At 43.0% G+C, this 24,550-nt stretch carries 21 protein-coding genes and 1 pseudogene; 13 read left to right on the top strand and 9 right to left on the bottom strand.

Annotation, left to right across the window (positions count from 1 at the left end):
- Positions 1-36: 36 nt before the first annotated feature.
- Positions 37-882 (bottom strand): phytanoyl-CoA dioxygenase family protein, encoded by an 846-nt coding sequence (locus INP83_RS14925; protein WP_219124883.1) that lies wholly within the window; start codon positions 880-882, stop codon positions 37-39.
- Positions 883-971: 89 nt separating this feature from the next.
- Between INP83_RS14925 and INP83_RS14920 the strand changes: the two genes are divergently transcribed.
- Both INP83_RS14920 and INP83_RS14915 read left to right on the top strand, forming a co-directional pair.
- Positions 972-1,532: an AraC family transcriptional regulator gene (locus INP83_RS14920; RefSeq protein ID WP_219124882.1), complete on the top strand. Its 561-nt coding sequence runs from the start codon at positions 972-974 to the stop codon at positions 1,530-1,532.
- Positions 1,533-1,610: 78 nt separating this feature from the next.
- Positions 1,611-2,351: a heavy-metal-associated domain-containing protein gene (locus tag INP83_RS14915; protein WP_219124881.1), complete on the top strand. Its 741-nt coding sequence runs from the start codon at positions 1,611-1,613 to the stop codon at positions 2,349-2,351.
- Positions 2,352-2,356: 5 nt separating this feature from the next.
- Here the strand turns inward: INP83_RS14915 and INP83_RS14910 are convergent, their stop codons facing one another.
- Positions 2,357-3,985, bottom strand: a complete 1,629-nt coding sequence (locus tag INP83_RS14910) for a hypothetical protein (protein WP_219124880.1) — start codon at positions 3,983-3,985, stop codon at positions 2,357-2,359.
- 116 nt (positions 3,986-4,101) lie between these two features.
- Between INP83_RS14910 and lepB the strand changes: the two genes are divergently transcribed.
- Together lepB and INP83_RS14900 are read left to right on the top strand one after the other, a co-directional pair.
- Positions 4,102-5,205, top strand: a complete 1,104-nt coding sequence (gene lepB, locus INP83_RS14905) for a signal peptidase I (protein ID WP_219124879.1) — start codon at positions 4,102-4,104, stop codon at positions 5,203-5,205.
- Positions 5,206-5,376: 171 nt separating this feature from the next.
- Positions 5,377-5,727: a hypothetical protein gene (locus tag INP83_RS14900; protein ID WP_219124878.1), complete on the top strand. Its 351-nt coding sequence runs from the start codon at positions 5,377-5,379 to the stop codon at positions 5,725-5,727.
- On the opposite strand, the gene INP83_RS14895 is transcribed toward INP83_RS14900, so the two are convergent.
- The gene (locus tag INP83_RS14895; protein ID WP_219124877.1) at positions 5,724-7,289 is read right to left on the bottom strand and encodes a PAS domain-containing sensor histidine kinase; all 1,566 of its coding nucleotides are present in this window, start codon (positions 7,287-7,289) and stop codon (positions 5,724-5,726) included. The genes INP83_RS14900 and INP83_RS14895 overlap by 4 nt on opposite strands.
- Positions 7,290-7,430: 141 nt before the next feature.
- Between INP83_RS14895 and INP83_RS14890 the strand changes: the two genes are divergently transcribed.
- Positions 7,431-10,226 carry a prolyl oligopeptidase family serine peptidase gene (locus INP83_RS14890; protein WP_219124876.1) on the top strand — a complete coding sequence of 932 codons (2,796 nt, stop codon included), beginning with the start codon at positions 7,431-7,433 and terminating at the stop codon, positions 10,224-10,226.
- Positions 10,227-10,309: 83 nt separating this feature from the next.
- Here the strand turns inward: INP83_RS14890 and gpmA are convergent.
- A pseudogene (gene gpmA, locus INP83_RS14885) lies at positions 10,310-11,022 on the bottom strand (2,3-diphosphoglycerate-dependent phosphoglycerate mutase).
- 98 nt (positions 11,023-11,120) lie between these two features.
- Here gpmA and INP83_RS14880 point away from each other — a divergent pair.
- Positions 11,121-11,705: an acetate uptake transporter gene (locus INP83_RS14880; protein ID WP_219124875.1), complete on the top strand. Its 585-nt coding sequence runs from the start codon at positions 11,121-11,123 to the stop codon at positions 11,703-11,705.
- A 34-nt stretch (positions 11,706-11,739) separates the two neighbouring features.
- The gene (locus INP83_RS14875) at positions 11,740-12,120 is read left to right on the top strand and encodes an SRPBCC domain-containing protein (protein WP_219124874.1); all 381 of its coding nucleotides are present in this window, start codon (positions 11,740-11,742) and stop codon (positions 12,118-12,120) included.
- Between the two features lie 72 nt (positions 12,121-12,192).
- Here INP83_RS14875 and INP83_RS14870 read toward each other — a convergent pair whose 3' ends face one another.
- The 3 genes from INP83_RS14870 to INP83_RS14860 all read right to left on the bottom strand — a co-directional run bounded on the left by INP83_RS14870 (position 12,193) and on the right by INP83_RS14860 (position 14,813).
- Entirely contained in the window at positions 12,193-13,551 is a 1,359-nt protein-coding gene (locus tag INP83_RS14870; protein WP_146271299.1) for an OmpA family protein, read from the bottom strand.
- 336 nt (positions 13,552-13,887) lie between these two features.
- Positions 13,888-14,316: an OsmC family protein gene (locus tag INP83_RS14865; RefSeq protein WP_146271301.1), complete on the bottom strand. Its 429-nt coding sequence runs from the start codon at positions 14,314-14,316 to the stop codon at positions 13,888-13,890.
- A 62-nt stretch (positions 14,317-14,378) separates the two neighbouring features.
- A complete protein-coding gene (locus INP83_RS14860; protein ID WP_146271304.1) occupies positions 14,379-14,813 on the bottom strand; it encodes a DinB family protein in 435 nt (144 codons plus the stop codon).
- A 77-nt stretch (positions 14,814-14,890) separates the two neighbouring features.
- Between INP83_RS14860 and INP83_RS14855 the strand changes: the two genes are divergently transcribed.
- The 5 genes from INP83_RS14855 (at position 14,891) to INP83_RS14835 (ending at position 22,671) form a co-directional block, all read left to right on the top strand.
- A complete protein-coding gene (locus INP83_RS14855) occupies positions 14,891-16,129 on the top strand; it encodes a nucleoside recognition domain-containing protein (RefSeq protein ID WP_146271306.1) in 1,239 nt (412 codons plus the stop codon).
- A 209-nt stretch (positions 16,130-16,338) separates the two neighbouring features.
- Positions 16,339-20,724, top strand: a complete 4,386-nt coding sequence (locus INP83_RS14850) for a PKD domain-containing protein (protein WP_219124873.1) — start codon at positions 16,339-16,341, stop codon at positions 20,722-20,724.
- Complete coding sequence (locus tag INP83_RS14845; protein ID WP_219124872.1) at positions 20,724-21,767, top strand: PorP/SprF family type IX secretion system membrane protein; 1,044 nt, start codon at positions 20,724-20,726, stop codon at positions 21,765-21,767. Before INP83_RS14850 ends, INP83_RS14845 begins: the two co-directional genes overlap by 1 nt.
- A gap of 26 nt (positions 21,768-21,793) precedes the next feature.
- Positions 21,794-22,255, top strand: a complete 462-nt coding sequence (locus tag INP83_RS14840) for a hypothetical protein (RefSeq protein ID WP_219124871.1) — start codon at positions 21,794-21,796, stop codon at positions 22,253-22,255.
- A 5-nt stretch (positions 22,256-22,260) separates the two neighbouring features.
- On the top strand, positions 22,261-22,671 hold the full coding sequence (locus INP83_RS14835) for an OsmC family protein (protein WP_219124870.1): 411 nt from the start codon (positions 22,261-22,263) through the stop codon (positions 22,669-22,671).
- Here INP83_RS14835 and INP83_RS14830 read toward each other — a convergent pair.
- A complete protein-coding gene (locus tag INP83_RS14830) occupies positions 22,668-23,288 on the bottom strand; it encodes a TetR/AcrR family transcriptional regulator (protein ID WP_219124869.1) in 621 nt (206 codons plus the stop codon). The two genes, INP83_RS14835 and INP83_RS14830, sit on opposite strands and share 4 nt — an antisense overlap.
- Before the next feature lie 107 nt (positions 23,289-23,395).
- Positions 23,396-23,881, bottom strand: coding sequence for a DUF4126 family protein (locus INP83_RS14825; RefSeq protein WP_219124868.1), 486 nt, complete (start codon positions 23,879-23,881; stop codon positions 23,396-23,398).
- Between the two features lie 100 nt (positions 23,882-23,981).
- Between INP83_RS14825 and INP83_RS14820 the strand changes: the two genes are divergently transcribed.
- Positions 23,982-24,518, top strand: a complete 537-nt coding sequence (locus INP83_RS14820) for a hypothetical protein (protein WP_219124867.1) — start codon at positions 23,982-23,984, stop codon at positions 24,516-24,518.
- The last annotated feature ends 32 nt before the right edge of the window (positions 24,519-24,550 follow it).

Here is a 24,550-nt window from a genome sequence, read left to right as displayed (position 1 = left end):
AAGGCATCTAAGAAATGATCATTGAAGGCTTTCAAGCTACTTCTCCCATCCTGTTTCTTTAAGTGCCGGATCGTTTTCTTTTGTGAGAAAGTCGTTATTAGATAATGATTCTGCCTGCCAGTTCAGTACAGCGCCATCTGGTACCACATCTATCGGCGTTTTCCACGAAGTAGACGTTTCTGCATAGGCCAAGTTACTTCGCAGCGAGTAACAAGAAATAATGCTCCAGCGCGGCGCATCTGATAAGTTTGCTTCAGAGCGGTGCAAAAGGTTGCTGTGAAAGAACAACGCATCACCGGGCTGTAATTCACAGTACACAATTGGCATAGTCTGCAGCGCGTTGTTCACCATCACCATATCGGCACCTACCTGCTCACCTGCAAAACCGTGATTAACACGGCCTAATTTGTGCGAGCCTTTGATCACCTGCAAACATCCATTATCTTTATTTGCAGCCGTCAGCGCAACCATCACGCTCATCAGCTGATCAGGAAACATAAATTGATTTTTGTACCAATAGCCATAATCCTGGTGCCATTCCCACGCGCCGCCAACCCGCGGCTCTTTTTGCATCAGCTTAAGGTGGAAATGACAGACCGGCGCATCGCCATCTAACAACTCCGCAACGCGGTTAACCATTTTTTCACTTCTGGTCAAATATCCAAATACATCATTACCCGGCGTAAACCAAAGCGAAAGGCGCGTTTTCTTACCGCTTTGATCGTTCAGATCTAAAGCATTTTTGCTCATGGCGTTATCGTTCAACGCAGTACTATAAAGCCTGTCGGTCTCTTCCGGTAAACAAAAGTTACGGATAATAAGGTAACCATCGCTCTGATAGGCATTAAGTTCCTGAGCTGTAAATGCAGGTTGGTTTTGCATAGCAGTAAATAATTGGTAAGTAAATTTAAGCAACAAAAAACGTTAAGCCTAACCATGCAATAGCTAAATATTTAATTTAGCAGGTATCAATGAAAATCTTTATTAAAAATATGGTGTGCAGCCGTTGTAAAATGGCGGTGACGGCCGAGCTTGAAAAGGCAGGATTAAAACCTCTATCAATTGAGTTGGGCGAAGTTGATATTGCCGGCGACCCATCGGAGGCAACCTTAACGGAGCTCAATGAAAACCTGAAGCATCTGGGTTTTGAATTGATAGATGATCGCAGAGGCCGCATCATAGAACAAATTAAAAATATCATCGTCGGTCTCATCCACCACGGTGATGGATTGCGCGGCGTCAATCTCTCCACATATCTTGCAGACAAGCTGAAATTAGATTACGGTTACCTCAGTAATCTTTTTTCGGAGATTGAAGGTGGCACCATTGAGAAATACTTTATTGCCCAAAAGATTGAAAAAGTTAAGGAGCTGATCATGTATGATGAACTTACTTTATCACAAATTGCTAATGAATTAGGATACAGCAGCGTGGCGCATTTATCCTCGCAATTTAAAAAGCAGACCGGCCTCACTCCTTCTTTTTATCGTTCACTAAAGGAGAATAAACGCCGCAATATTGAGGACCTGTAAAAGTTATAAACCTTTCCTGTAATTATGTAATGCCTGCAATAACTGGTTAGGTATCTTTGTATCATAAAATGATTAAAGATGACACATACCTATAATATAACCGGCATGACCTGTGCCGGCTGCCAGTATAAAGTACAAACGCTGCTTGGCAAGGTGCCGGGCGTAACTGATGTTAATATTGATCTTGAAAAAGGAACGGGAGATGTTACCATGTCGCGCCTTGTAGATGCAGCTGAATTAAAAGCCGCGCTGGCGGATTATCCTAAGTACACGCTTACAGAAGTAAGCACGCATAAACCGGCTGCTGCCCCAATTTTTACAGGTGAGGCAGACAAGAGATCATTTGTGCAAACCTACAAACCTGTGCTTTTGATATTCGCTTATATTACCGGCTTATCAATACTCATCACCGCAACAAACGGCGGCGACTGGATGATGGGTATGCGCATTTTTATGGGCGGTTTTTTCCTCATCTTTTCATTTTTTAAGATGCTGGATGTTTCCTCGTTTGCCGATAGCTATGCCATGTACGATATTGTTGCTAAAAAGGTACGCGCCTGGGGTTATGTATACGTATTTGTAGAGCTGGGTTTGGGAGTGGCCTATACTATAAATTTTAATCCCTTTATGACCAATTTAGTTACACTAATTGTGATGGTTGTCAGCATCATCGGTGTACTGCAAAGCGTGTTCAATAAAAGAGCGATCAAATGCGCTTGTTTAGGATCAGTGTTTAACCTGCCCATGAGCACTATAACCATTATCGAAGACGGTTTGATGATAGCAATGAGCGCTGTAATGCTGGCGCTTACGGTATAAGCTGTTTAGCTCCAATCAAATGTAACAACCTTCCCGTCAAGCTTCCATTTGGTGGGTTGGTTGGTTTCCATCCAATCGAGGGGTTCACCAACAGGCTGCGGTTTAGCCGCCTCCGCAAAAGCTTTCCTGATAGCAACTTTGTGTTCGGCATTCAGGAAAGATGGATCAGCAGAAATAAATAAAGGCGATCCGCTTTGCGCCACTAATTGCAGCCATTGCTTGGTCCTGTTCCAGGCAACATCTTTGGTTATACCCACACAATCACCATCAGCGGCGTAAAAGGTATTGTTCTGTGGCAGCCTGTATGCCAGCGTATTAACGCCCATTTTACGGGTACGCTCCCACTCTTTGCCGCTGGTGTCATCACCAATTCGGTTCAGCTCAAACAAACCGGCCGATAAATGGCTCATGGTATTACAACCGATGAGGTACATATTACCGGCACTTTCCCGGATAGCCCTGTACATATTCAGGATGATCTCCGCATTGGTTTTAGTTTGATCGGCAAAGTGCCAACCCGGTTGTGTAAGGTCTTTTCCCATTTGCATCCCCCACCTGCCAAATATGTCCCATGAGCTAAAATCGTGCTTCACCATTTCATAACCCCATTGGCGGTACAAGGATATGTTATGTTTAATCTGCTCAATGTTTTCCTGTATCGATGGGTCTAAAATCGGCGATTTCACATCGTCGCGGTTTTTTATCGCTGGTGCCAATCTGCTTTTAGGGGTATCTAAGCGGGCTATCAATGGCCTTGTCCATAAGCCGGGGCGCATACCCATAACTTTTATTTCGCCAGCCATTTTAGCCATGTCCTCAAATTTCTCATTATGTTTTGAGAAATCATCAGCCTGCTCCCAGCCATCGTCAATCACAGAGAATGGCTTGTTACCACTCGCGGCAAATTCAGACATGGCTTTAGTAAAGTCATTTATAAATTTTTGCGAATTATTACCATAAGCAAAATACCAGTCATTTATACCGTATACAGGCTGTTTTGGTAAACGAGGGCGCTCGCACATCATTTTGCAGAAACGGGTTGTGGTAGCAAACGCGTTCTCGCCGACACGGCTTATCGTTGTAACAATATCTGCACCATGTAATTTACGATTACCCAACTTAACACCTTCACCCCCGGATTGGGTATCTAAGGTCAACTCTATTGTATCGGACTTAATACCCCACCAGCAAATGGTGTTGCATCCTGTTTTTACGCCAAAACCTGCAGTTTGCTTATCATCATGCAGCATTACATACCACGGGTTTTTTGTATCAGCATCAGGGGCTTTCCAGCCTAAGTCGCCGTAAGAACGTTCCCAGTGGTCGCCAAGTACTTTGCCGTATTGCTTGGTTTGATATTGCCAAACCAAACGCACACCTTTCAGATCAGCAGTTGGTGATTGAATATAAACACCTTTTGAATTGCTGTTTGATCTGATCTCTATAGTTATCCCTTTATCCGAGAACTCATTTCCCCGGCGTTTAAGCATAAACCAATCGCCATCTGCCATTGCCCAAACTTCATCAGGGTCATTAACAAGTTGTACGCCACCTGCGGTTGCGTAAGTAATACGGCTGTAAAGTGTTGCTGCTAAAACTGTTGATGACAGTTTAATGAAGTTGCGTCTTAGCATAATATTTGGCAAATGTTTGAGCGCTCAAGGTATAAAATAATCATACAAAAGTTTGTAACAAATTAGCTTTGCTGCGCTCTAAAAACTACGCATTCTTAAATCTAAATTGCAGCCATATGAACTGGAAATTTTTTTCGAGAAAAAAAGCACCTGATAAACCGCGTAAAAGCGTTTTCCGAGAATGGGTTGACGCCATTGTTTTTGCAGTTGTTGCCTCTACCATTATTCGCTGTTTGCTGTTCTCGGCGTATGCGATACCATCAGCATCAATGGAAGGTAGTTTGCTTACCGGCGACTATCTCTTTGTAAGTAAGATCGCTTACGGTGCGCGCATGCCCATGACGCCGATATCTATCCCCTTTCTGGAGTCGACCATTTTTGACGGCAAAGTAAAAACGTATTGGGACGGCTGGCAGCTGGGTTACCACCGCTTACCGGGTTTAGGCAATGTAGAAAGAGGTGATGCAGTTGTTTTCAATTATCCTGGTGAGGTTGTACCCCGCCCGGTAGATATGCGCGCGCACTTTATCAAGCGCTGCGTTGGTATTGCCGGCGACGTTATTGAAATAAAAAATGGCAAAGTATACGCAAACGGAAAATATGAACCGCTTGCACCTGAAGGCCAAACATCATACATGGTGACAACAGACGGAACAGACCTTAACCCGGATATGATCATTAATCTTAAAATAGATGTCAGATTGCAATACAGCCCAAGCCTTTATGAGATGATCATACCACCGGCAAGTTTAGCTGAATTAAAGAGTTACTCCAATATAAAAGCGATAAAAGAGGTTATAGAGCCCGCAGGAGAATACAATGCACAGATCTTTCCCCATAACGAAAGATTCAAATGGAGCCAGGATAATTTTGGCCCTTTGACCCTTCCCAAGCGAGGTATGACCATTAAACTGAATGATTCTACCATGGCACTTTACAGCCATGCTATTGAAGCTTATGAGCATAATAAAATTGAAAGAAACGGCAATAATATAGTTATCAATGGCAAGCCTGCAGATAGCTATACCTTTAAAATGGATTACTACTGGATGATGGGCGATAACCGCCACAACTCTGAAGATTCGCGCTATTGGGGTTTTGTGCCTGAAGATCATATTGTTGGTAAGGCAAAAGTTGTATGGATGAGTACAGACAGTGCCGGCAGCGGATTAAACCACATACGTTGGAACAGGATATTTAAAGGGATTAAATCTTACTAAAATAACACTCATAAAAAAACAGCATTGACTCATCAATGCTGTTTTTTTATGCCGTAAGCGGGCGTCCAATAGCGAACAATTTAGTGTAACAATTCCGCGCAATACAAATTGTTATATATATGTAAGGTATTGATTATTAAATATTTATAATAATGGCATTTACTTTGATGCATGGGTAATACATACCAAAGCATGAAAGAAACAAGGTATATTATAAGGCGTACTTTATCGCAGGAGCGGTTTGAGATTTTGTGGACAAAGCACAAGAACGGACAAACCACATTAAAAGACCTTGCTGAAATGGATGAGATCATAAACCGGGATGCAGGCGTTAGACGTTTTGTGCTTGAGGAAATGGCTACACAAGATTTTCCAGGCAGAGATGAAAACCTAAATCCACGCAACACAGTACAACCATCAGGCTTTTTCAACAAGCTATTGGCAAAAATAAAGTCCGTTTTTAAACGTTTATTTGGCGAAGAGCAGCAAGCATCTTTTGTTAATTTTCCCAGCTCCTACTAATCTATCGGTAGGGTAAACCAAAACTGGCTCCCCTCACCCCACTGGCTCTCTACTCCTATATTCCCATCATGGCGTTTGATAATGTCTGAACTGATGTACAAACCAAGGCCCAGGCCCGAAAATTGGTGACCAAGCGCATCAACACGGTAGTACCTGTCAAACAAATGAGGCAATTTCTCAGGGTTAATACCGATGCCGTAATCCTTTACAATCACTCTTGCATCGCTACCTACCTGCTCAAGGGTAATATCTATCTTTTTTGATTGTGGCGAATATTTTATAGCGTTGCCAACAAAGTTTACCAGTACCTGGTCAATACGGCGGTAATCGGCATAAACAAACAATTCATCAGTACCGTTAATAGATATCTCATGATCACTGCCTTGACTGATATGGTCACAACTGTCTCTAACCAATTCAGAAAGGTTAAATCTGTTTTTGCTTAGCGCCAGTTGCCCCTGCTGTATCTTGGTAACATTGAGCAAGTCGTCTAACAGATGTACAAGCTTATTCAAGTTATTGCCTGCCTTTGCAGTAAAGGTTTTAAATTTATCAGATACAGGCTCTGTTTTAACCAGCTTCTGCAAAATTTGTAACGATGCATTTAATGATGTGATAGGCGTTTTTAATTCGTGACTGGCAACGCTGATGAACTCATCTTTACGCTTTTCAATTTCTACATCATCCGTAATATCCTGCAAGGTTCCGCTAAACCGGGTGGCTTCACCATCCTGATCAAAGATCACCTTGCCTTTAGCCCGCACTACCCTCCGCTCACCAGACTGCAAACTGTTAACGGTATAAGAAATATCATAATTACCGTCAGAGCCAGGTTTCATAGTATCGATGATAGCGTTGCTAACGCGCTCCCTATCTTCGGGCACGATGGCTTCAATTGCGCTGGATAAAGCAATTTCCGGGGTATGCGGCAAGCCAAACCAATCAGCTACACGCTTATTGGCTACGAACCTATTGGTTTTAGGGTCAAGTTCCCAAGTGCCCAGTTCTGCTGCCTCAATAGCAAATTGCAATTGAGTTGCCGTTTCATCTATGGTCTTTAATGCCTTTACGTTTGTAGTGGTCTCATGGCATATTACCAATGCACCGCCCGATGTACCATCTTCTGTTATTACGGGGCTGTAACTGTAGGTCCAGTAAACTTCATCGATCTTGCCATCCCTAAACATCGGTACCAGCTCATTTTCGCTGTAAGTCGATTCGCCATGCAGGGAGCGCTCGATCTGCGGTTCAACTGCCGACCATATTTCCTGCCAGCTTTCTTTGCCACTACGACCCAAAGCCGACGGGTGTTTACCTGATGCCCCCAAACTTGGCCGGTAGGCGTCGTTGTAAAATTGGATATGATGTCTACCCCAAAACAAGAACATCGGGAAACGGGAACGTAGCATTGTGCTTACTGTAAGCAACAAGCTTTGCGGCCAGGTATCAGGCGTTCCTAAAGTAGTAGCAGACCAATCAAATGTGCGGATCCGTTCTCCCATCTCGCCACCACCCTCCAGATATTTATGATAAAGTGGCTGCGGGATCGTTTTCTCAGGCATGTAGATGTAAATTGTTTATGGTTAAATTGTAAAGCTAAGTAAATGTTTTAGATAAAATCATTTATCCACTAACTGTAACTTTTTCATTTCAATTCGGGGCGTAAATTTAATTTTTTGATATTTAAGCAGCAATACCATAGCATGAAGAAACTTCTACTCTTAGCCTTAGCGATAATTCCATTCTATTCTTACTCTCAAAAAAAGCCGCTCGATTTTAACGTATTTGATGGATGGCAGAACATAACAGCCCAGCGTATAAGCGATAATGGCAAATGGGTTGCTTTTGTGATTAAGCCACAGGAAGGTGATGCAACACTAAATGTAGTAAACAGCAATGGTAAGAAAAAAACAAGCATAGCAAGGGCCGACACCGTACGGTTCACATCAGACAGTAAATATGCTGTTTTTTTAATACGTCCCTTTTATAAAGATGTAAGGCAGGCAAAGATCAAAAAGAAAAAGCCGGCTGAGTTCCCAAAGGATACTTTGGGTATCATGTCGCTTGCAGACGGTAGGATTCAAAAAATTCATGCTATTAAAACTTTCAAAATAGCAGAAAAGTCGGCAGTAATAGCTTTCCTATCTCCTGCCGATACGTTGAAGAAACCGGCTACATCCGATACTTCAAAAAAAGCAATAGCTAATACTATCGCGCCACCTGTTAAAGAAGGCGCAGAACTTACCGTGAAACAATTACCTAACGGTAAAACACGTCTGTTTCAAAACGTGAGTGACTTCCAACTTAGTAAAAATGGTAAATGGCTTGCCTACTCGGTAACTGCTCCTAAGAAAAATAAAAGTGTTCAGTCCGGTTTGTTCATCTACGATGTTGATCATAATGTAGTAAAGCTGTTGAGCACAGGTAAAGGCAATTATAAAAGCATAGCATTTGATGATGATGGTAAGCAATTAGCCTTTGCTGCGGAGAAAAATCCCGAGAAGGCTCAGGTGAAGCCATTTAAACTTTATTATTACAGCCAGGGAAAGGATAGCGCCGTTGTAATTGCTGCGGAAGGCAGCGCCGGCATGCCTCTGAAATGGTCGGTAAGTGGTGATGCCCGCATTCAATTTAGCAAGAGTGGCGCTAAGCTGTTTTTTGGTACTGCCCCAATTCCTAAACCTGTAGATACTACACTCGTGGATTTTGAACATGCCCGTTTAGATGTCTGGAATTATAAAGATGATTACCTGCAGCCGCAGCAACTAAAAAACCTCCAGCGCGATCTGAAACGCAGCTATCAGGCGGTTATTAATGTAAAAGAAGCTTCACGTAAAGTGATACAGCTGGGCGATGTCGGTGTGCGCGATATTATCCTGGCTGATAATAATAAGGATGCACCCTTTGCTTTGGGCCTTACAGATACCGGCGCCCGTGTACAATCGCAATGGGAAGGTGGCTCACAGCAGATAGCTTACCTCATAAATACCACTACCGGCCAGCGACAAAGGATCAATGACAGACTTAAAGCGCGTTATAGTATTTCACCTGACGGCAACTTTGTGCTTTGGTTTGATAGTGGGATGCAAAAGTGGTTCACTTACGATGTGAACACCGGCAAGAAAAAAAATATCACATCTGCCATTACCACCAAACTTGGAGATGAAGAAAATGATGTACCGGATGATCCTTCATCATACGGCGTTGCGGGTTGGGAAGCCAGGGACAAGCACGTTCTGATCTACGACAGGTACGACATTTGGAAGATTGACCCTGCTACCGGCCGCGCCAACAACTTTACAGATGCAATAGGCAGGCGCAATAAAATTGAATTCAGGTACAACCCCGCCGACCCGGAAGAGAAATTCATCCCAACCAAATCTACATTATGGTTGATTGCCCAGGACGATAAAACAAAACGATGGGGTTACTATACCAAACCTATAGCAGGCGAAGGTGAGCCCAAATTAGTAACCATGGAAGCCATGAAATACAGCGATCTTTTAAAAGCTAAAGATGCCGATGTATTTATCTATACAAAGGAAAGCTACACAAAATCACCAGACCTTTACGTTTCCGGCAATCTAAAGCAGGAGGTGAAGCTCAGCGATATTAATCCGCAGCAAACAAAATATAATTGGGGCACTGCCGAATTGGTGGAATGGACTACGCCGAAAGGACATAAATCCAGAGGTATTTTATACAAGCCTGAAAATTTTGATCCGTCAAAACGTTACTCGCTAATTGCTTATTTTTATGAAAAGCTTACAGATGGTTTGTATAACTATATTCCACCTGCGCCTACCCCTTCAAGGTTACCTATTAGCTGGTTTGTAAGTAACGGCTATCTGGTTTTTGCGCCTGATATTAGTTATGAAGCGGGGCATCCCGGAGCATCAGCCGTGGATTACATCAACTCAGGTGTCGAAGCATTAAAGAAAAACCCTTGGGTTGATGGCAGTCACATAGGCATACAAGGGCAAAGCTGGGGTGGCTACCAGGTCGCCTACCTCATTACTCAAACCAATATGTATGCAGCGGCCTGGGCAGGGGCGCCCGTTGCCAACATGACCTCTGCGTACGGTGGCATCCGCTGGGAAAGCGGTGTTAACAGGCAGTTTCAGTATGAAAAAACACAAAGCCGCATTGGCGCTACCCTTTGGGATAAGCCGGAACTGTACATTGAAAACTCACCATTATTTCAATTACCCAAAGTTAAAACGCCTGTTGTTATCATGAGCAACGATGCCGATGGCGCTGTGCCGTGGTACCAGGGTATAGAAATGTTTACTGCCCTTCGCCGTTTAGGTAAGCCGGTGTGGCTTCTGCAGTACAATGATGAGGCCCACAACCTCGTAAAACGTCAAAACCGCAAAGACATTACTATACGAGAAGCACAGTTTTTTGATCATTACTTAAAAGGTGAACCAATGCCGGTTTGGATGGATAAAGGCGTGCCTGCAGTTGATAAGGGTAAGGACTGGGGATTAGGGTATTAATTAGTGAGTGGTCAACATTGAATTGGGAGTGATTGAAATTTAATCACAAAGACACATCCTTCCCCCTCCCTCATATTGACCACTCACCCCTCACTATCCAGGTAATAATGCCTGATGCAATTTAGCCTTTCGTCCAATTCGTAAATTAATGGAGTTGCTGTTGGAATATCCAGCTTTGCAACATCATCATCACTAAGGTTTTCAATGTATTGCACCAGTGCCCTTAAGCTATTGCCGTGCGCGCAAATGATCACCTTTTTGTTTTCGCGAATTGCCGGCACAATGCTTTCATGCCAGAACGGCAATGCTCGCACCATGGTTTCACTTAAATTCTCTGTTAATGGTAATTCGCGGTATGTTAGGTCACGGTAGCGCAAGTAATGGCCGGGAAAGCGTTCATCCTGCTCGGTAATAGCAGGCGGGTGCTCATGCGGAAAGCGACGCCATTTATGTACCTGCTCTTCTCCATATTCGCAACAGTTTCATCTTTGTTTAAGCCCTGCAGCGCACCATAAAAACGCTCATTTAAACGCCATGATTTATGAACAGGTATCCAAAGATTATCCATTTGCTCCAAGGCAAAATGCATGGTTTTGATACTTCGTTTTAGTACAGATGTAAAACCGATATCAAACGTATAACCTTTTTCAGCAAGTAGCTTACCGGCTTCTATGGCTTGCTGTAAGCCGTTTGCGGATAGGTCTACATCTGTCCAACCGGTAAAGCGGTTTTCCAGGTTGTAAATGCTTTCTCCGTGGCGTAACAGCACCAATTTCTGTATTTCTTCTTGCGCCATATTATTTTTGCTAACACGTTTTAGTAATGCTTAAAACGCTATGTTTGTTAATTGATTTTGTTTAGATTGCATTATAAACCAATTTAACCTTAATTATTATGATACCAACCACACCTGTCGCCGTCAAAAATGAAATTGCCAATCCTGCTCCTTTGGGGCTTTGCGCATTTGGTCTCACCACCGTTTTGTTGAACATCCATAACGCAGGATTTTTTGACATGAATGCTATGATACTGGCAATGGGCATATTTTACGGAGGCCTCGCTCAAATAATAGCCGGCATCGTTGAAGTTAAAAAGAACAATACATTCGGTTTAACAGCTTTTACATCTTATGGTTTTTTCTGGTTGTCATTAGTAGGCTTGATTGTGATGCCTAAACTTGGTTGGGCACCAAAACCATCAGAAACAGCAATGTGCGCTTACCTGTCAATATGGGGAGTTTTCACTTTATGCTTATTTTTTGGCACGCTTAAATTGAGCAGGGCATTACAGTTTGTCTTTGCATCATTGACAATTCTTTTTTTCTTATTGGTTTGGGGCGATGCCAGCGGAAACGAAACCGTAAAGCATTTTGCAGGCTTTGAAGGAATAATATGCGGACTATCTGCCATTTACACCGGTATTGCCAACGTACTAAATGAAGTATATGGCCGAACCGTTTTACCAATCGGGGCAAAATAGCATCGTTTAATTGTTTTCTTGCTAACTTGCGCAAGTGAAAGATTACAAAAAATATTACGTTATACCTGCCACACCCGAAGAACTGTACATGGCGTTGACAAACCCTCTAACTATTCAATTATGGACGGGGGAATCTGCGGAGATGTCAGACGAGCCCGGAACTGAATTTTCTCTTTGGGAAGGTGCGATCGTTGGCAAAAACCTGGAATTTGAACAGAACAAAAAAATTGTTCAACAATGGTACTTCGATGGCCAGCCGGAGGAGTCGATCGTAACCATTAAACTTCACCCCGATAAACATGGTACATCTGTTGAACTAAGACATACAAACATCCCTGATGAGGCCTACGATGATATTACGGAGGGCTGGAACGAAACCTATATGGGCGGATTAGAAGACTTTTTCTCGTTTTAATTCCAATGCTCTTTTAAATAAGAAAGCCGCTCTTTATTGAAGAGCGGCTTTCCTATTTAACAGTATTGTTGATTAGTAAAGAGTGAACTCTACACGGCGGTTTTTCTGACGACCTGCTGCAGTTTTGTTACTTGCAATAGGTTGAGTTTGACCGTAACCTGTAGCCTCGATACGAGATGGATTAGCACCTTTTTCAACAAGGAATGTTTTAACAGATTCTGCACGGTCTTTAGATAAACGCATGTTTAAGTCTTTAGAACCGGTGTTATCAGTATGACCTGCTAATTTCAAGCTAAAGTTTTTATCAACCAATAGGCGGGCTACTCTCTCCAGACTTGGGTATGATTTAGCGCGAATGGTAGCTTTACCTAAGTCGAACTCGAGATTTTTGATCGCTTCGTTAACTACACGGCGGTCTTCTTCTGTTACAACTACTACCGGTTTAGCCAACGGACAACCAGAACCATCCACCGCAGTACCTGCAGGTGTGTTAGGGCATTTGTCGTTTACATCAACTACACCGTCGCCATCGCTATCTGTGGTTAGTTTAGCCAAATCTGCTTTAGTTGCATCTAAATCACTTCTTAGCTGTGCACTATTTGCTTTTTCAGCATCAATTTGTGCTTGTAGCATTTGCTTGGTTTGCGCATTTTTCCATAAGTACTCTGTACGCATAGAATTAACCGGGTTGTAGGAAGCTAACTCCGGTTTTCTGCCGCCACCTAAAGCGAACTCTAAACCGATGTGCGCATAAGAGAACCTATCATTAGTTGATCCGGTTTTGTTGCCATCGAAATTATCAGAGCCAACAAAATTAACGTTGTAACCCAAATCAAGGTTAACGCCCGATCCTAAACCAATTTTAAGACCTAAACCAACAGGAATAAAATATTCGGTTATGCTCTCGTCATTGCTTTTAAAATTAACAGGAGAACCGCCATCAGGATTTAAAACAGGTTTGTAACCCATCATACCCCAGCCTGCTGTAACATATGGGCGGATTGCGCTTTGGTGATGCATCCAGTTAATATTAGCAAGGGTGATATTGGCACTTAAACTCGCTGCATAATTTAACTTGGTTTCAAATGCAGCCGGCGTTCCCGGTTGGCCGTTTTCGCCACTTACTTTACCTCTAAAGAAATCGGCCTGGATACCGAACGCTGGTAAAATTTGTTTTTTAATGTAAGCGCCATAACCTAATTGACTTGTTGGGTTTCTAAAATCCTGACTTCCATTAGGACCAAAGATCGTGTATGGTGTAAGTAAACCACCATTTACACCAATAGACCACGTGCGGAACGCGCCGTCGCCTGAAAATGGTTGTACATAATTTTTGTTAGTTGCCATTGTGTCTGGCGATTGGGCAAATAATTTTCCGCCAACCATCAAACCTGTCATCAGTAGGGATGCTTTTTTTAGATGTGTTTTCATGTTGCTCGTTTTTAGGTTTCCTGAGAAAATGCACTCAAGGTTACTCCGGCAAGGGCAACATTAATGCCATCAGAGTTTTTTTAAGCAGTGATAGCAGTTTGAACTACCAGTATGTTTAGCTGATTACGCGTTTAAACGCTGATTTGACACTAACACATGTCTGCATTATACACCTGCACAAAAGTCGACTTCTTACAACTTTTAGCTTTATCGCTTTTGTGTGACCTTAAAACTATACAAAAAAGGTATGCAATACCTAAACTATCTATGTTTTAAACACACTTGAAATCAGAAAAAAGAAACAATTTATATTGAATATTAGAAGAGCGAAACTGCCTATGATGCAGGGTGGATGATCACTTCCCATTTAATATCAGCACCGGCTTTATATAAAGTAGCAGCTACCGAGCAGTATTTGTCTAAAGAAAGTTCAATGGCTTTTTTTGCCTTGTCCTCATCAACAGTACCATATAAATGAAATTCGAGATCAATATCTTCCCACAATGACGGTTCTTTGCCGGCCTCGCGGTCACCCTTGATAACCATCTTGTAATCAACAACATCCTGGCGCTGTTTCTTCAATATGGTGATCACATCAATAGCGCTGCATCCGCCCAAACCCATCAACAACATTTGCATTGGGCGTACGCCATAATCCTTGCCTCCGCTTTCTGTACTGCTGTCCATTTTTACGGTATGGCCATATTCGTCGGTGGCTTCAAAACCAAAATCGCCGCTAACCCGGGAAAGATTTATAGTAGGCATATGTAATGTTTTTATTGCGCTAAGTTAAGCTTTTATTCAAAAACCTACCACAAAGCAACTCATTAGCTTATTTGATAAAGATGATGCTGCAGGTGCTCGATGTAATCTGCTGCCAAAAATTCAACAGTATGTAAATTGACTCCGTGTTTACCGGTATCGCACAGAGCAACTCTCCTTTCAGGAGGATAATGTTTAAGTACCCTGGCAATTTGATAATTAAGGTGCTTCCATAGCTGTATGAGGTCTTTTGAACTTGCCTCGCTATAGTATTGTGCTGCAACCCACTCATCCTGATGATAAATAAGCTTAAATCCGTCTTCATAGGTTGCCCTTACAAAACGCTGAAGGTTCACGTTTGCACTATCTATCAAATGACCCAAAATTTCTTTGTTGTTCCACTTCCCCATATTTACAATATTATCCCAATCAACGATTTCTGCCTTCGCATCTACAAAATCATTTACGGCATTTTCTAATTCAAAGGCTTTGTCTTCCATATAATTTCAGTGTATAAATCTGCTAAAAGCGGTTAATTATTCAAAATAGATTATCTTCATCCCTGTAAACATTTATCATGGCCTTAAATTATATCTGGATAGCTTTCTTCATTATTGCCTTTGTTATCGCCTTTATCAAAATGGTTTTCTTTGGCGATACTGATGCATTTAAGCTATTGGTAGATGGCATGTTTGATAGCTCAAAGGCATCGGTAATGGATATTGCCTTGCCACTTGCAGGTAACATGATACTTTGGCTGGGTATCCTCAATATTGGCGAACGCGCAGGTGCCATCAACTTTTTGTCGCGCGTTGTTGGGCCGTTTTTAAGCCGTTTGTTTCCTGAGGTTCCGCGCAATCACCCTGCAACCGGCCAAATGATGATGAACTTCTCAGCTAATTTATTGGGTTTAGATAACGCTGCAACTCCGCTGGGTTTAAAAGCCATGGGAAGTTTGCAGGAACTTAACCCCAACAAAGATACCGCATCTAATGCGCAGATCATGTTTTTGGTACTGCATACGTCCGGTTTGCAATTGTTGCCGGTAACCATTATCGCTCAGCGGTTTATACTTCATGCTAAAGACCCAGCTGATGTTTTACTGCCTTGCATTATAGCTACTTACGTAGCTACAGTTGTAGGGATGATCGCTGTTGCTATCTGGCAAAAAATAAACTTGTTTGATAAGGTGGTGATTGCCTGGCTTGGCGGTTTAACGTTATTTGTTGGCGGGCTGGTTTGGTTTTTTACTACACAGCTCGATAAGTCGCAGATTACCACGGTATCAAAAGTGAGCAGCAATTTTTTACTTTTTGCCATCCCGGTGATATTTATTATCGGCGCGATGCGTAAAAAGGTAAATGTATTTGAGAGCTTTATAGATGGCGCAAAATCCGGTTTCGATGTTACCATCAAGATCATCCCATACCTGGTTGCCATGCTGGTTGCCATAAGCGTGCTACGTACCAGTGGCGCACTTGATTATCTCAACAGCGGCGTAAAATGGGCTGCGGTACAAATGCACCTCGACACGCGTTTTGTAGATGCGCTACCTGTTGCCTATATGAAGCCCTTAAGTGGTTCAGGCTCAAAGGCCATGATGATCAGTACCATGCAAACCTACGGGCCGGATAGCTTTGCAGGTAGACTTGGTTCGGTATTCAACGGTTCGGCAGATACTACTTTTTATATTGTGGCGCTTTATTTCGGTTCCGTTGGTATCAAAAAATCACGATATGCTATACCGGCAGGCCTGCTGGCAGATCTTGCCGGTGTGATAACAGCAATTTTTGTTTCTTATCTTTTCTTTGGATAGTCGGCTTAGTGTGCTTGAAGGTTCTTTGCAACGCTTAACTATCAACCTATTACGTGTAAGTTGTCATGCACATTTCCCTTGTAATCAGGTGATCAACTGATAATCTTTTTTATCATGCAACCGTATGGCGGCACCGTGCGTATAAAAGCCCGTGTAACATATATGTTATACGCCCTGGTTTAAACGAATTGATTATTGACGGACGCTTGATGGGCAAAAATTTTACCAAAAATTTATTCATTGTTTTTGCGTTGCTTGTTAGTTGGCAAAATTTACAAGCACAAACTATAACAATAGGCGCAGTAGATCCGGGCCCGTATGGGCAAGGCTCAACTATTGCAGCGCCAATTACTATTGACAATACCTCCGGCTGCATCAATTTACCAACCAACGTATTCAAGCTTTATTTATCGGATGCCTCGGGTAACTTTGGCTCACAGGTGCAGATCGGGAGTTATACCGGTTTTTACGCAACCTTTGTAAATGGTATCATCCCAACAGGAACCCTTGCTGGTGCAGGCTACCGCGTTAAAGTAGTATCAACAATTCCTGCGGTTACGAGTACGATATCGGCACCGTTCTCGATCAACACCTCTGCCGGTGTTATAGCTGCCACATCATCACAAACGCTCGGTTCAGATCCCGAAGTTTTTGGTACTTGTGTAGGTTCGCCAGGGATAACGCCTTATTCGTTTATCAATAATTCTACTACCGGTTCTATGGTTACCGGTACCTTCATAAACGAATTTGACAAAGCCGTAGAGGCGACAAATCAATCATTTCCAACTAACTTTAATGCCAAGGCAAGTAATTATACGGTTGTTGTAAAGGCTGTAAACGGAGGCACTGTTGGTACAAAAGCTTATTCGCTGATCAATAATATAGTTTTCCGTAATCTTGGAGGCAGCGGCGATAACGTCTACTGTCTCGGCGCATCATCTGTAGCAAACTTTACCGTTACTATTGATGCAGGCGCTAACAACGGCATCAGATATAACTATCCCGGAATGACTTATAAAGTCAGCTGGGGCGACGGCACTACAAGTGTTTATACCTATTGCCAATTGGTGGCTGATAATGGTGTATTATCTCATACCTACACACGGTCTTCTTGCGGTAATAAGCCGGACAATCAGAATATAAACGTATTTAAGGTAGATATAACGCCGGTAAATCCCTACTGTTCTACAACCGTAACGCCATCCTCCGCGTATGCGAAAATATTAAGCCCACCTACTAACCGTTTTAGTTACCCGGTAGCAGCATGTACCAACACCCCGGTGAAATTTGATAATACATCAGAACCGGGTATGGATCCCAACAGTACCAGCCTGCAATGCCAAAATCAAAATGCGCAATACACCTGGCTTGTTGATGATGTTGCAGTAGCTTTCAATAAAAACCTAAACGATCCGTTTATTTATACCTTTACAACTCATGGTGTTCACAAGGTCACCCTCCGGTTACAAAACAATACGGGTTTATGTACTGCTGTAGACGCTTCGGAAAACATTTGCGTACAGGATGCCCCCATTCCAAATTTTGATCTTCCAACACAAGCCTGCCTTAGTTCCGGATCGATAACGCCGGTAAGTACTTCAGTTGTGGATGAAATCTGCAATACCAGCACAACGTATAACTGGGTAAAAGTATCGGGGCCTGCGGGTGTAACTTTTAATGCAGCGCTTAAAACACCAACTTTAAACTTTACACAAATAGGTGTTTATCAATTCAGGTTAGATATTACAACTCCAAGCTGTGGTACTGTTCAGGGGCCGGTTAAAACCATAGTTGTGAATGATACTCCTATTGCCACCCTATCTCCAAACACCACAATATGCACAGTAAATTCGCCCGTCAGTTTCGATCCAAGCGCTGGCGATACTAAAACCATTTTGACGGGCACCGCTCAACCCGATGGCACAACTTACACCTGGACGCTTAACAACGGCGCTACGTTTGCAATCGGCAGCGATAGCCATACCCAATATCCGCAGATCATTTTTCCAACTGTTGGAAACTACATAGTAACCGTTACACATCAAAACAATTGCGGTACATCAACATCTACTCAGGAAATAACGGTTGCGCAGGGTCCTACCGTAACAGCAACAGCCACGTCTCCTATTTGTGAGGGTAATGCAGCCAGTGTCACTGGCTCTCCCGGCGTTGGCGGTATTGTCACCAAAATAGAATGGTCAACAGCCTCAGGTGGCACTTTTGCAGATAAGAATGCAACGTTTACAAGCTATACACCATCAGCAGCAGACATTGCCGCCGGGCAGGTTGTGCTAACCTACACTGTCACCACATCGTTGGGTGGCGCCTGCGGTACAGTGTCAAAAAACGTTGTGGTACAAATAATTAAAAAGGCTACTGTAACAAGCTTAGCAACAGATGGAATATGCAGCGGAGTGAATTTTAAATACACGATAACATCGGCAACTGCAACAGATTTTTCATGGACGGCAGCACTGACAAGTGGTACTGCAACCGGCTTTGGTGCAACCGGTAGCGGAAACACCATCAACGACCTGATAACCAACACCAGCAACAGTAATGCTACAGTAACTTATACCATAACGCCATTTACAAATGGTTGCTCCGGTACACCATTTGCGCTAACGCTTACCGTTTATCCCCAGGCTATCGGCGGTACAGCTACTGCAGACCAAACTACGGTTTGTGCCGAGGGGAATTCGGGGAAAGTAACGTTAGCAGGATACTTGGGTAATATAGTATGGCAGCAATCTGCAGATGGCGGTACAAACTGGACTGATATAACGCCATTACAAACAAGCCCGACCTATAATTACGTCAATCTTACTCAAACAACTGTTTTCAGGGCGCGGTTAACAAGCGGAAGTTGTGGCATTGCAAACTCTGCACCGGCTACAATAACTGTAACACCTACAACACCAGCCGCCAACGCCGGTGCCGATCCTACAGGTTTATGTGCTACCACAGCTTACACTTTACAAGGTAACGATCCGGGGACGTTTGTTGGAGAATGGACACAGGTATCCGGGCCGCCGGTTACCTTTGCAAATGCCGCCAAGTATAATACTGATGTAACCGGCCTTGCAGCGGGCAACACATACACATTTAGATGGACCATTAAAGGTTTATCACCTTGTGGAGATAAATCTGACGATGTGATTGTGAGGGTAAATCCGGATGTTACCGCATCTTTTACGGTCGATGCTCAGGCTTGTGGCACGGGCCCTGTTCAATTTACTAATACTTCAACCGTAACAACCGGCATTAACTTTTTATGGGACTTTGGGGACGGTTCTCCCACCTCTACCGAAGTAAATCCGAAGCATTCATTCCAAGTAGATGGAAATGGCTTGGATAAACAATACACGGTATCGCTAAGTATAATTGGCAATTGTATTAACAGGCCACCCGTTACAAAAACTATTACGTTAAGCCCCGAAACCCCTATAGCAGGAATACAAAAGCAACAAGGTGCAGGCGGTTGCGGAGTACTAACGCTGACAGTAAGAAATCTTTCTCCGGGTACTAACAGCAAATATGAGTTTAGGCTTGTTGATGAAAACAACGTGTTAAAAGAAAGCATCGTTAAAACAAATAATGATAAGTCTGACGCTGTATTTGCTACGCAAACTATAAACCGTGCCGCAACATGGCAGGTGTTTATGATAGCAACCAATAGTTGTGGTATAAGCGCCCAATCAGCGAAGTTAGAAGTACCTGTATCTCCCGGAGGATTAACCTCAGGGATGCAAATACAAGGCAGCCCCACTTCGGTCTGTGTTGGGCAAAGCATCACCTTGATCAATACGTCAACCGGGGGTAGCTCTTTTTTATATACCGTTTACAATGCAGACGGAACAGTAGCCACCACAATACCAAAAACTAATACCGGCAACATTACCTATACTTTTGCCAACCCTGGCGCGTACTATTTCACGATTAAGGCTACAAACGCCGGATGTGGTACTGCCCCCGAATCTGACAAGGTCGGGATAAACGTATACTCGCTTCCAAAACCGTCATTTACTTATACTGTAGATGTTAATAACAAGGTAACTTTTGTAAACACTACGCCATCTGCAGATGGCGTGCCTGCAACAACATTTACCTATACCTGGAAATTCGGTGATGGAACTCCTGATGAATCGAGCTTTAAACCGATGGATCACTCTTATGATTATGTGAACTCGCCGTACACGGTTACGCTTATAGCTAAATCTCCGGCAGGCTGTGAACAGCAAACTACACGACAAATTACCATCAAGTTCCTCGGAGAGCTCTTCCTGCCTAATGCTTTCCAACCGGCATCAAGCGTGGAAGAGTTAAGAACCTTTAAAGCCAAAGGGCAAAAACTAAGGGAATGGAACCTGCAGATATTTAACAATTGGGGGCAGTTGATTTGGCAAACAACCGCACTTGACGGTAACGGCTCGCCTGTTAATGGTTGGGACGGAACATGGAAAGGCCAGCCTGTACCGCAAGGAGTTTATATATGGCAGGCTACGGCCAGGTTTAGCGACGGTTCAGATTGGAAAGGTAATTCCCTTAACGGATCATTGCCAAAACGCACAGGCGTAATACATTTAATAAGATAATGAAAAAGGATTTAGTGCTTTATCGATTTTGGGTGATAGTTTTCATTTCAATGTTCCCGGGCAAATTATTGGCTCAAGATCATATGTATTCGCAATTCTTTAATTCACCTTTATATCTCAATCCGGCCCTGAACGGACAGTTTGAAGGTGACCTGCGCATGAACCTGATCTACCGTAACCAATATACTTCGGTACCCGGTAACCTCCAGTATTTAACTGCCTCGATAGACTACAATGTACCGCGTTTTGGGGGCGGCATCGGCTTGATATTTACCCGCAGCAGTGAGGGAACAGCCTTTTTAAATAAAAACAATATTGCGGGTATATATTCATACAGCGTGGGCTCGCAGGATTATGTGCTGTCGTTCGGCTTACAGGCAGGGGTTACAAATCGTTCGGTAGATTTTAGCAAACTGGTTTTTGGCGATCAGATAGACCCTAATCTGGGTTACATCCCTGGTTCAACTTCCGGTGCCGACAGACCTGACTTTAACAATCGTTTCTTTTTTGACGCGGGAGCAGGTATCAACCTTACGCTTAAAAATTTCAATATAGGTTTGGCGGGGCAACACCTCAACACTCCTAACCAATCTTTTACGGGCACGCCGTCAAAGCTGCCGGTTAGGTTTACAGGCCACGCCAGTTATCGTTATAATTTAACACAAGACGATAATCTTGATGATGAAGACAAATCATATCTCATCCCTTCCGTTATATTTTATAAACAAGGTACCGCGCAGTCTGTAAACGCAGGTTTGCAATACAAACGCAAAAGCATAAACGTAGGTGCCTGGTACCGCACTGCCGGTGCAGGTGGGCCAAATGCATTTGTAGTATCATTAATATTTGACCTGTTCATTAATCGGGAAGGCGGCGAAAAGCTCCGTTTTGGCGTGAGCCATGATGTGCCTGCTGGCGGCCTAAATTACGGCAACACAAGCGGCACAAGCGAAGGTAGCATAGGTTATGAAACCACCCTGCCATCCCGTGAACGCGGCGAACAAAAATTCTATGGTGCCAGCAGATGCTACAATTTTTACTAAATCTTATACCCTATTATTCATAAATTATGAGACATACCCCTCCGCCGTCGCCGAGGATAAACCCACAGAGACGCGAAGCACCGCCTTCAAGAGATTATTTAAAAGACAAATCTGTTAAGAAAAAATCGGCAAAAACGGCAGCCTGGCTTATTGCAGTTGCTATTTTAGTTTTCGGTTTTTTGTTAGCCAAATTTGCGCTATCAGATACCGGCATGTTTAAAGGCCTTCCTGATAGTGATACTGCTTACAAAATTGCAAGGCAGTTTATTATCCCAACCGTGCGATCTACAAATGCACGCTTTGCTGATGACAGCTATAAATTTGCCAAGCAGTCTGATTCTGTTTATGTTATAAAATCATCTTACACCATTAAGTTTGACAGCGGGGAAAACCAAACAACACACTTCACTATCGTGTTAAAATACAAAGGCGGTTTAGGTTCTCAAATAGGTAATTGGAACATGATAAGCCTTGATCAGGATAATTGATCACTATGGAAGAAACGAAAGAGCTGATAGTAACCGCAAACGCAAAAATAACGCACGCTAAATATCAAACAATAGTTACCAGCGATGGCCATAGCATTGTGGTTGATGAACCCGTAGAACTGGGTGGTGGTAATACCTCTATGTCTCCTTTTAATTTGTTACTGGCAAGTTTGGCAAGTTGTACGGCAATTACATTAAGAATGTATATCGACCGGAAAATGTGGATAGTTGACGAGATCAGTATAGATCTTGAAATGTTTAAGACACCAGATGGTACCTTTATAGATAGCAAACTCAAATTTAGCGGAGAGTTAACGGCGGAGCAGATAAAACGGCTTATTACCATTGCTGACGCCTGCCCTATACATAAAATACTTGTGGGCAATGTGACTGTCAATACAGAGATCAGTAATTAACGCATACCATTAACAAATATCTCTATCAGTAGCAGGCGCTTGTTATGTATCTCGTCAAGATGTTCCTTAGCAGGAAATTTGTGCTGTTTGTGAGGTAATGATCCGCCTACTTTGATGCCATGCAATGCATCAAGGAAAACTTCTACAATTTCAACAGGGCTTTCAACATGCTGCAGGTTGCCCTTCTCAATTTCAGTTTGTATGGCTGCAGTAAGTAACCTTATTTCAGCGTTACGTATATCTCCAATAATGTTCCAGATGGTATCAGGCAGGTTTTGTTCATTAACCCGGAAATAGTCAAAGAAGTTGAAGTTGGTTACAATGAAATCATGATGAGTATTTACCTGGTATAAGAAGGCATCTTTCAGGTTTTTAAACTGACCTATCTTTTCTTCCAACCTTGTCAAATAATCTGCTGCCAGCTTGCGCATAACAGCCATGTATAACTCACTCTTATCAGGAAAGTAATAGTACAACAGCGCTTTTGACATAGACAGGTCACCAGCTATCTCATTCATGGTAGTTTTGGCGTAACCATAATGAAGAAAGCGCTGATAAGCAGCATCTAATATTTTCTCACGTTTTATATCCTGTTGATCTATTGTTGTTGAATTCATTTAGGTAAATTCTATTGACTATTTTTAATTGGTGTTCAACAAAATTATTTAAAACCAATGATAAATGTGTCAACCTGACGCTAAATATGATTTTTATATGTTAAAACTTATAAGTTTTTAACAATTGCTATACCGGCTGCAACTGTGATTGCATCTTCGCATACGCCCACAACTGGATCAGCGATCTTGTTTTTTGAACCGATACTTTTACGCAGGAAAAAGCATCCAAATGTTGATCCCAATGCGGCTAAACCGCCCACCAAACCGCCGATAACAACATTTCTATTTTCGCCCTTAAATACCGTAGCGCCGCATAGCGCACCAAATAATATACGTCCGGTTAATCCGGGTGTTGCGATGCGATCTTGCGCAAAAGGCAGTTTGTCTCCAATCAGCTCCCCTGCAGCCAACACCTTAAATACTTTTGATGTCGGCATTGCCTGGATAAATTTTAATGGAGAATTCTCAATACTCGGTGACGGGTGCCTGCTGTATATATGCGACAATACCGCAGGTGCATACATTGAACGCATGCCGGCTATAACTCCTAAGCCTGCTGCCCTGCTATATGTTTTGGCTACTGATAAACTCATCGTTTTGATTTTGCAGTTACAACATTGAAAAGATTTATTGTGTTTGTTAAAATATTTAAATCAACAATTAAAGCGGCACGTTATAACTTAAACTACTATTATGAAAATACATGAAGATAATGCCTTAGGTGCATTGGGGAGTGCGATAGGCAGGGGTTTATTAGCCGGATTGGCCGCAACTGCAGCCATGACACTGTCGCAGATGATTGAAATGAAGATCACAAAACGCGAAAGCAGTAACGCGCCAGTTAAAGTGGCTAAAGAAACTGCCGGGATTGCCCCTGCTTCGCCGGAAGAAAAACCTAAGCTGAACCAGGAGATACATTGGAGTTACGGTACGGCCTGGGGAGTTGCGCGTGGGTTGATCGGCCTTACCGGTTTAAAAGGACTGCCCGCTACCCTTATTCATTTTGGCGCGGTTTGGGGTACAGCCTTAATTATGCTGCCAAAACACAACGCAGCAAAATCAATTGATGAGCAAGAACCAAAAGAAATTGCCATTGACGCGCTGCACCACGGCGTTTATGCACTTGCCGCCGGTTTGGTTTACGATGCACTTGATGCCGGCAGCCGCCGCGAACGCAAACTGCGCAAGGTTGCTAATGACTTAAAAACGCTGATAGCAAAGTTTAAATAATAAGTACAAAATGAAAGAGCCGCACCAATTAC

Source organism: Mucilaginibacter sp. 21P (assembly GCF_019331605.1).
In the GTDB taxonomy this organism is placed as follows: Bacteria; Bacteroidota; Bacteroidia; order Sphingobacteriales; family Sphingobacteriaceae; genus Mucilaginibacter; species Mucilaginibacter achroorhodeus.
The sequence above is the reverse complement of the archived record's forward strand: the minus strand, read 5'-3'. Positions and strand labels throughout refer to the sequence as shown.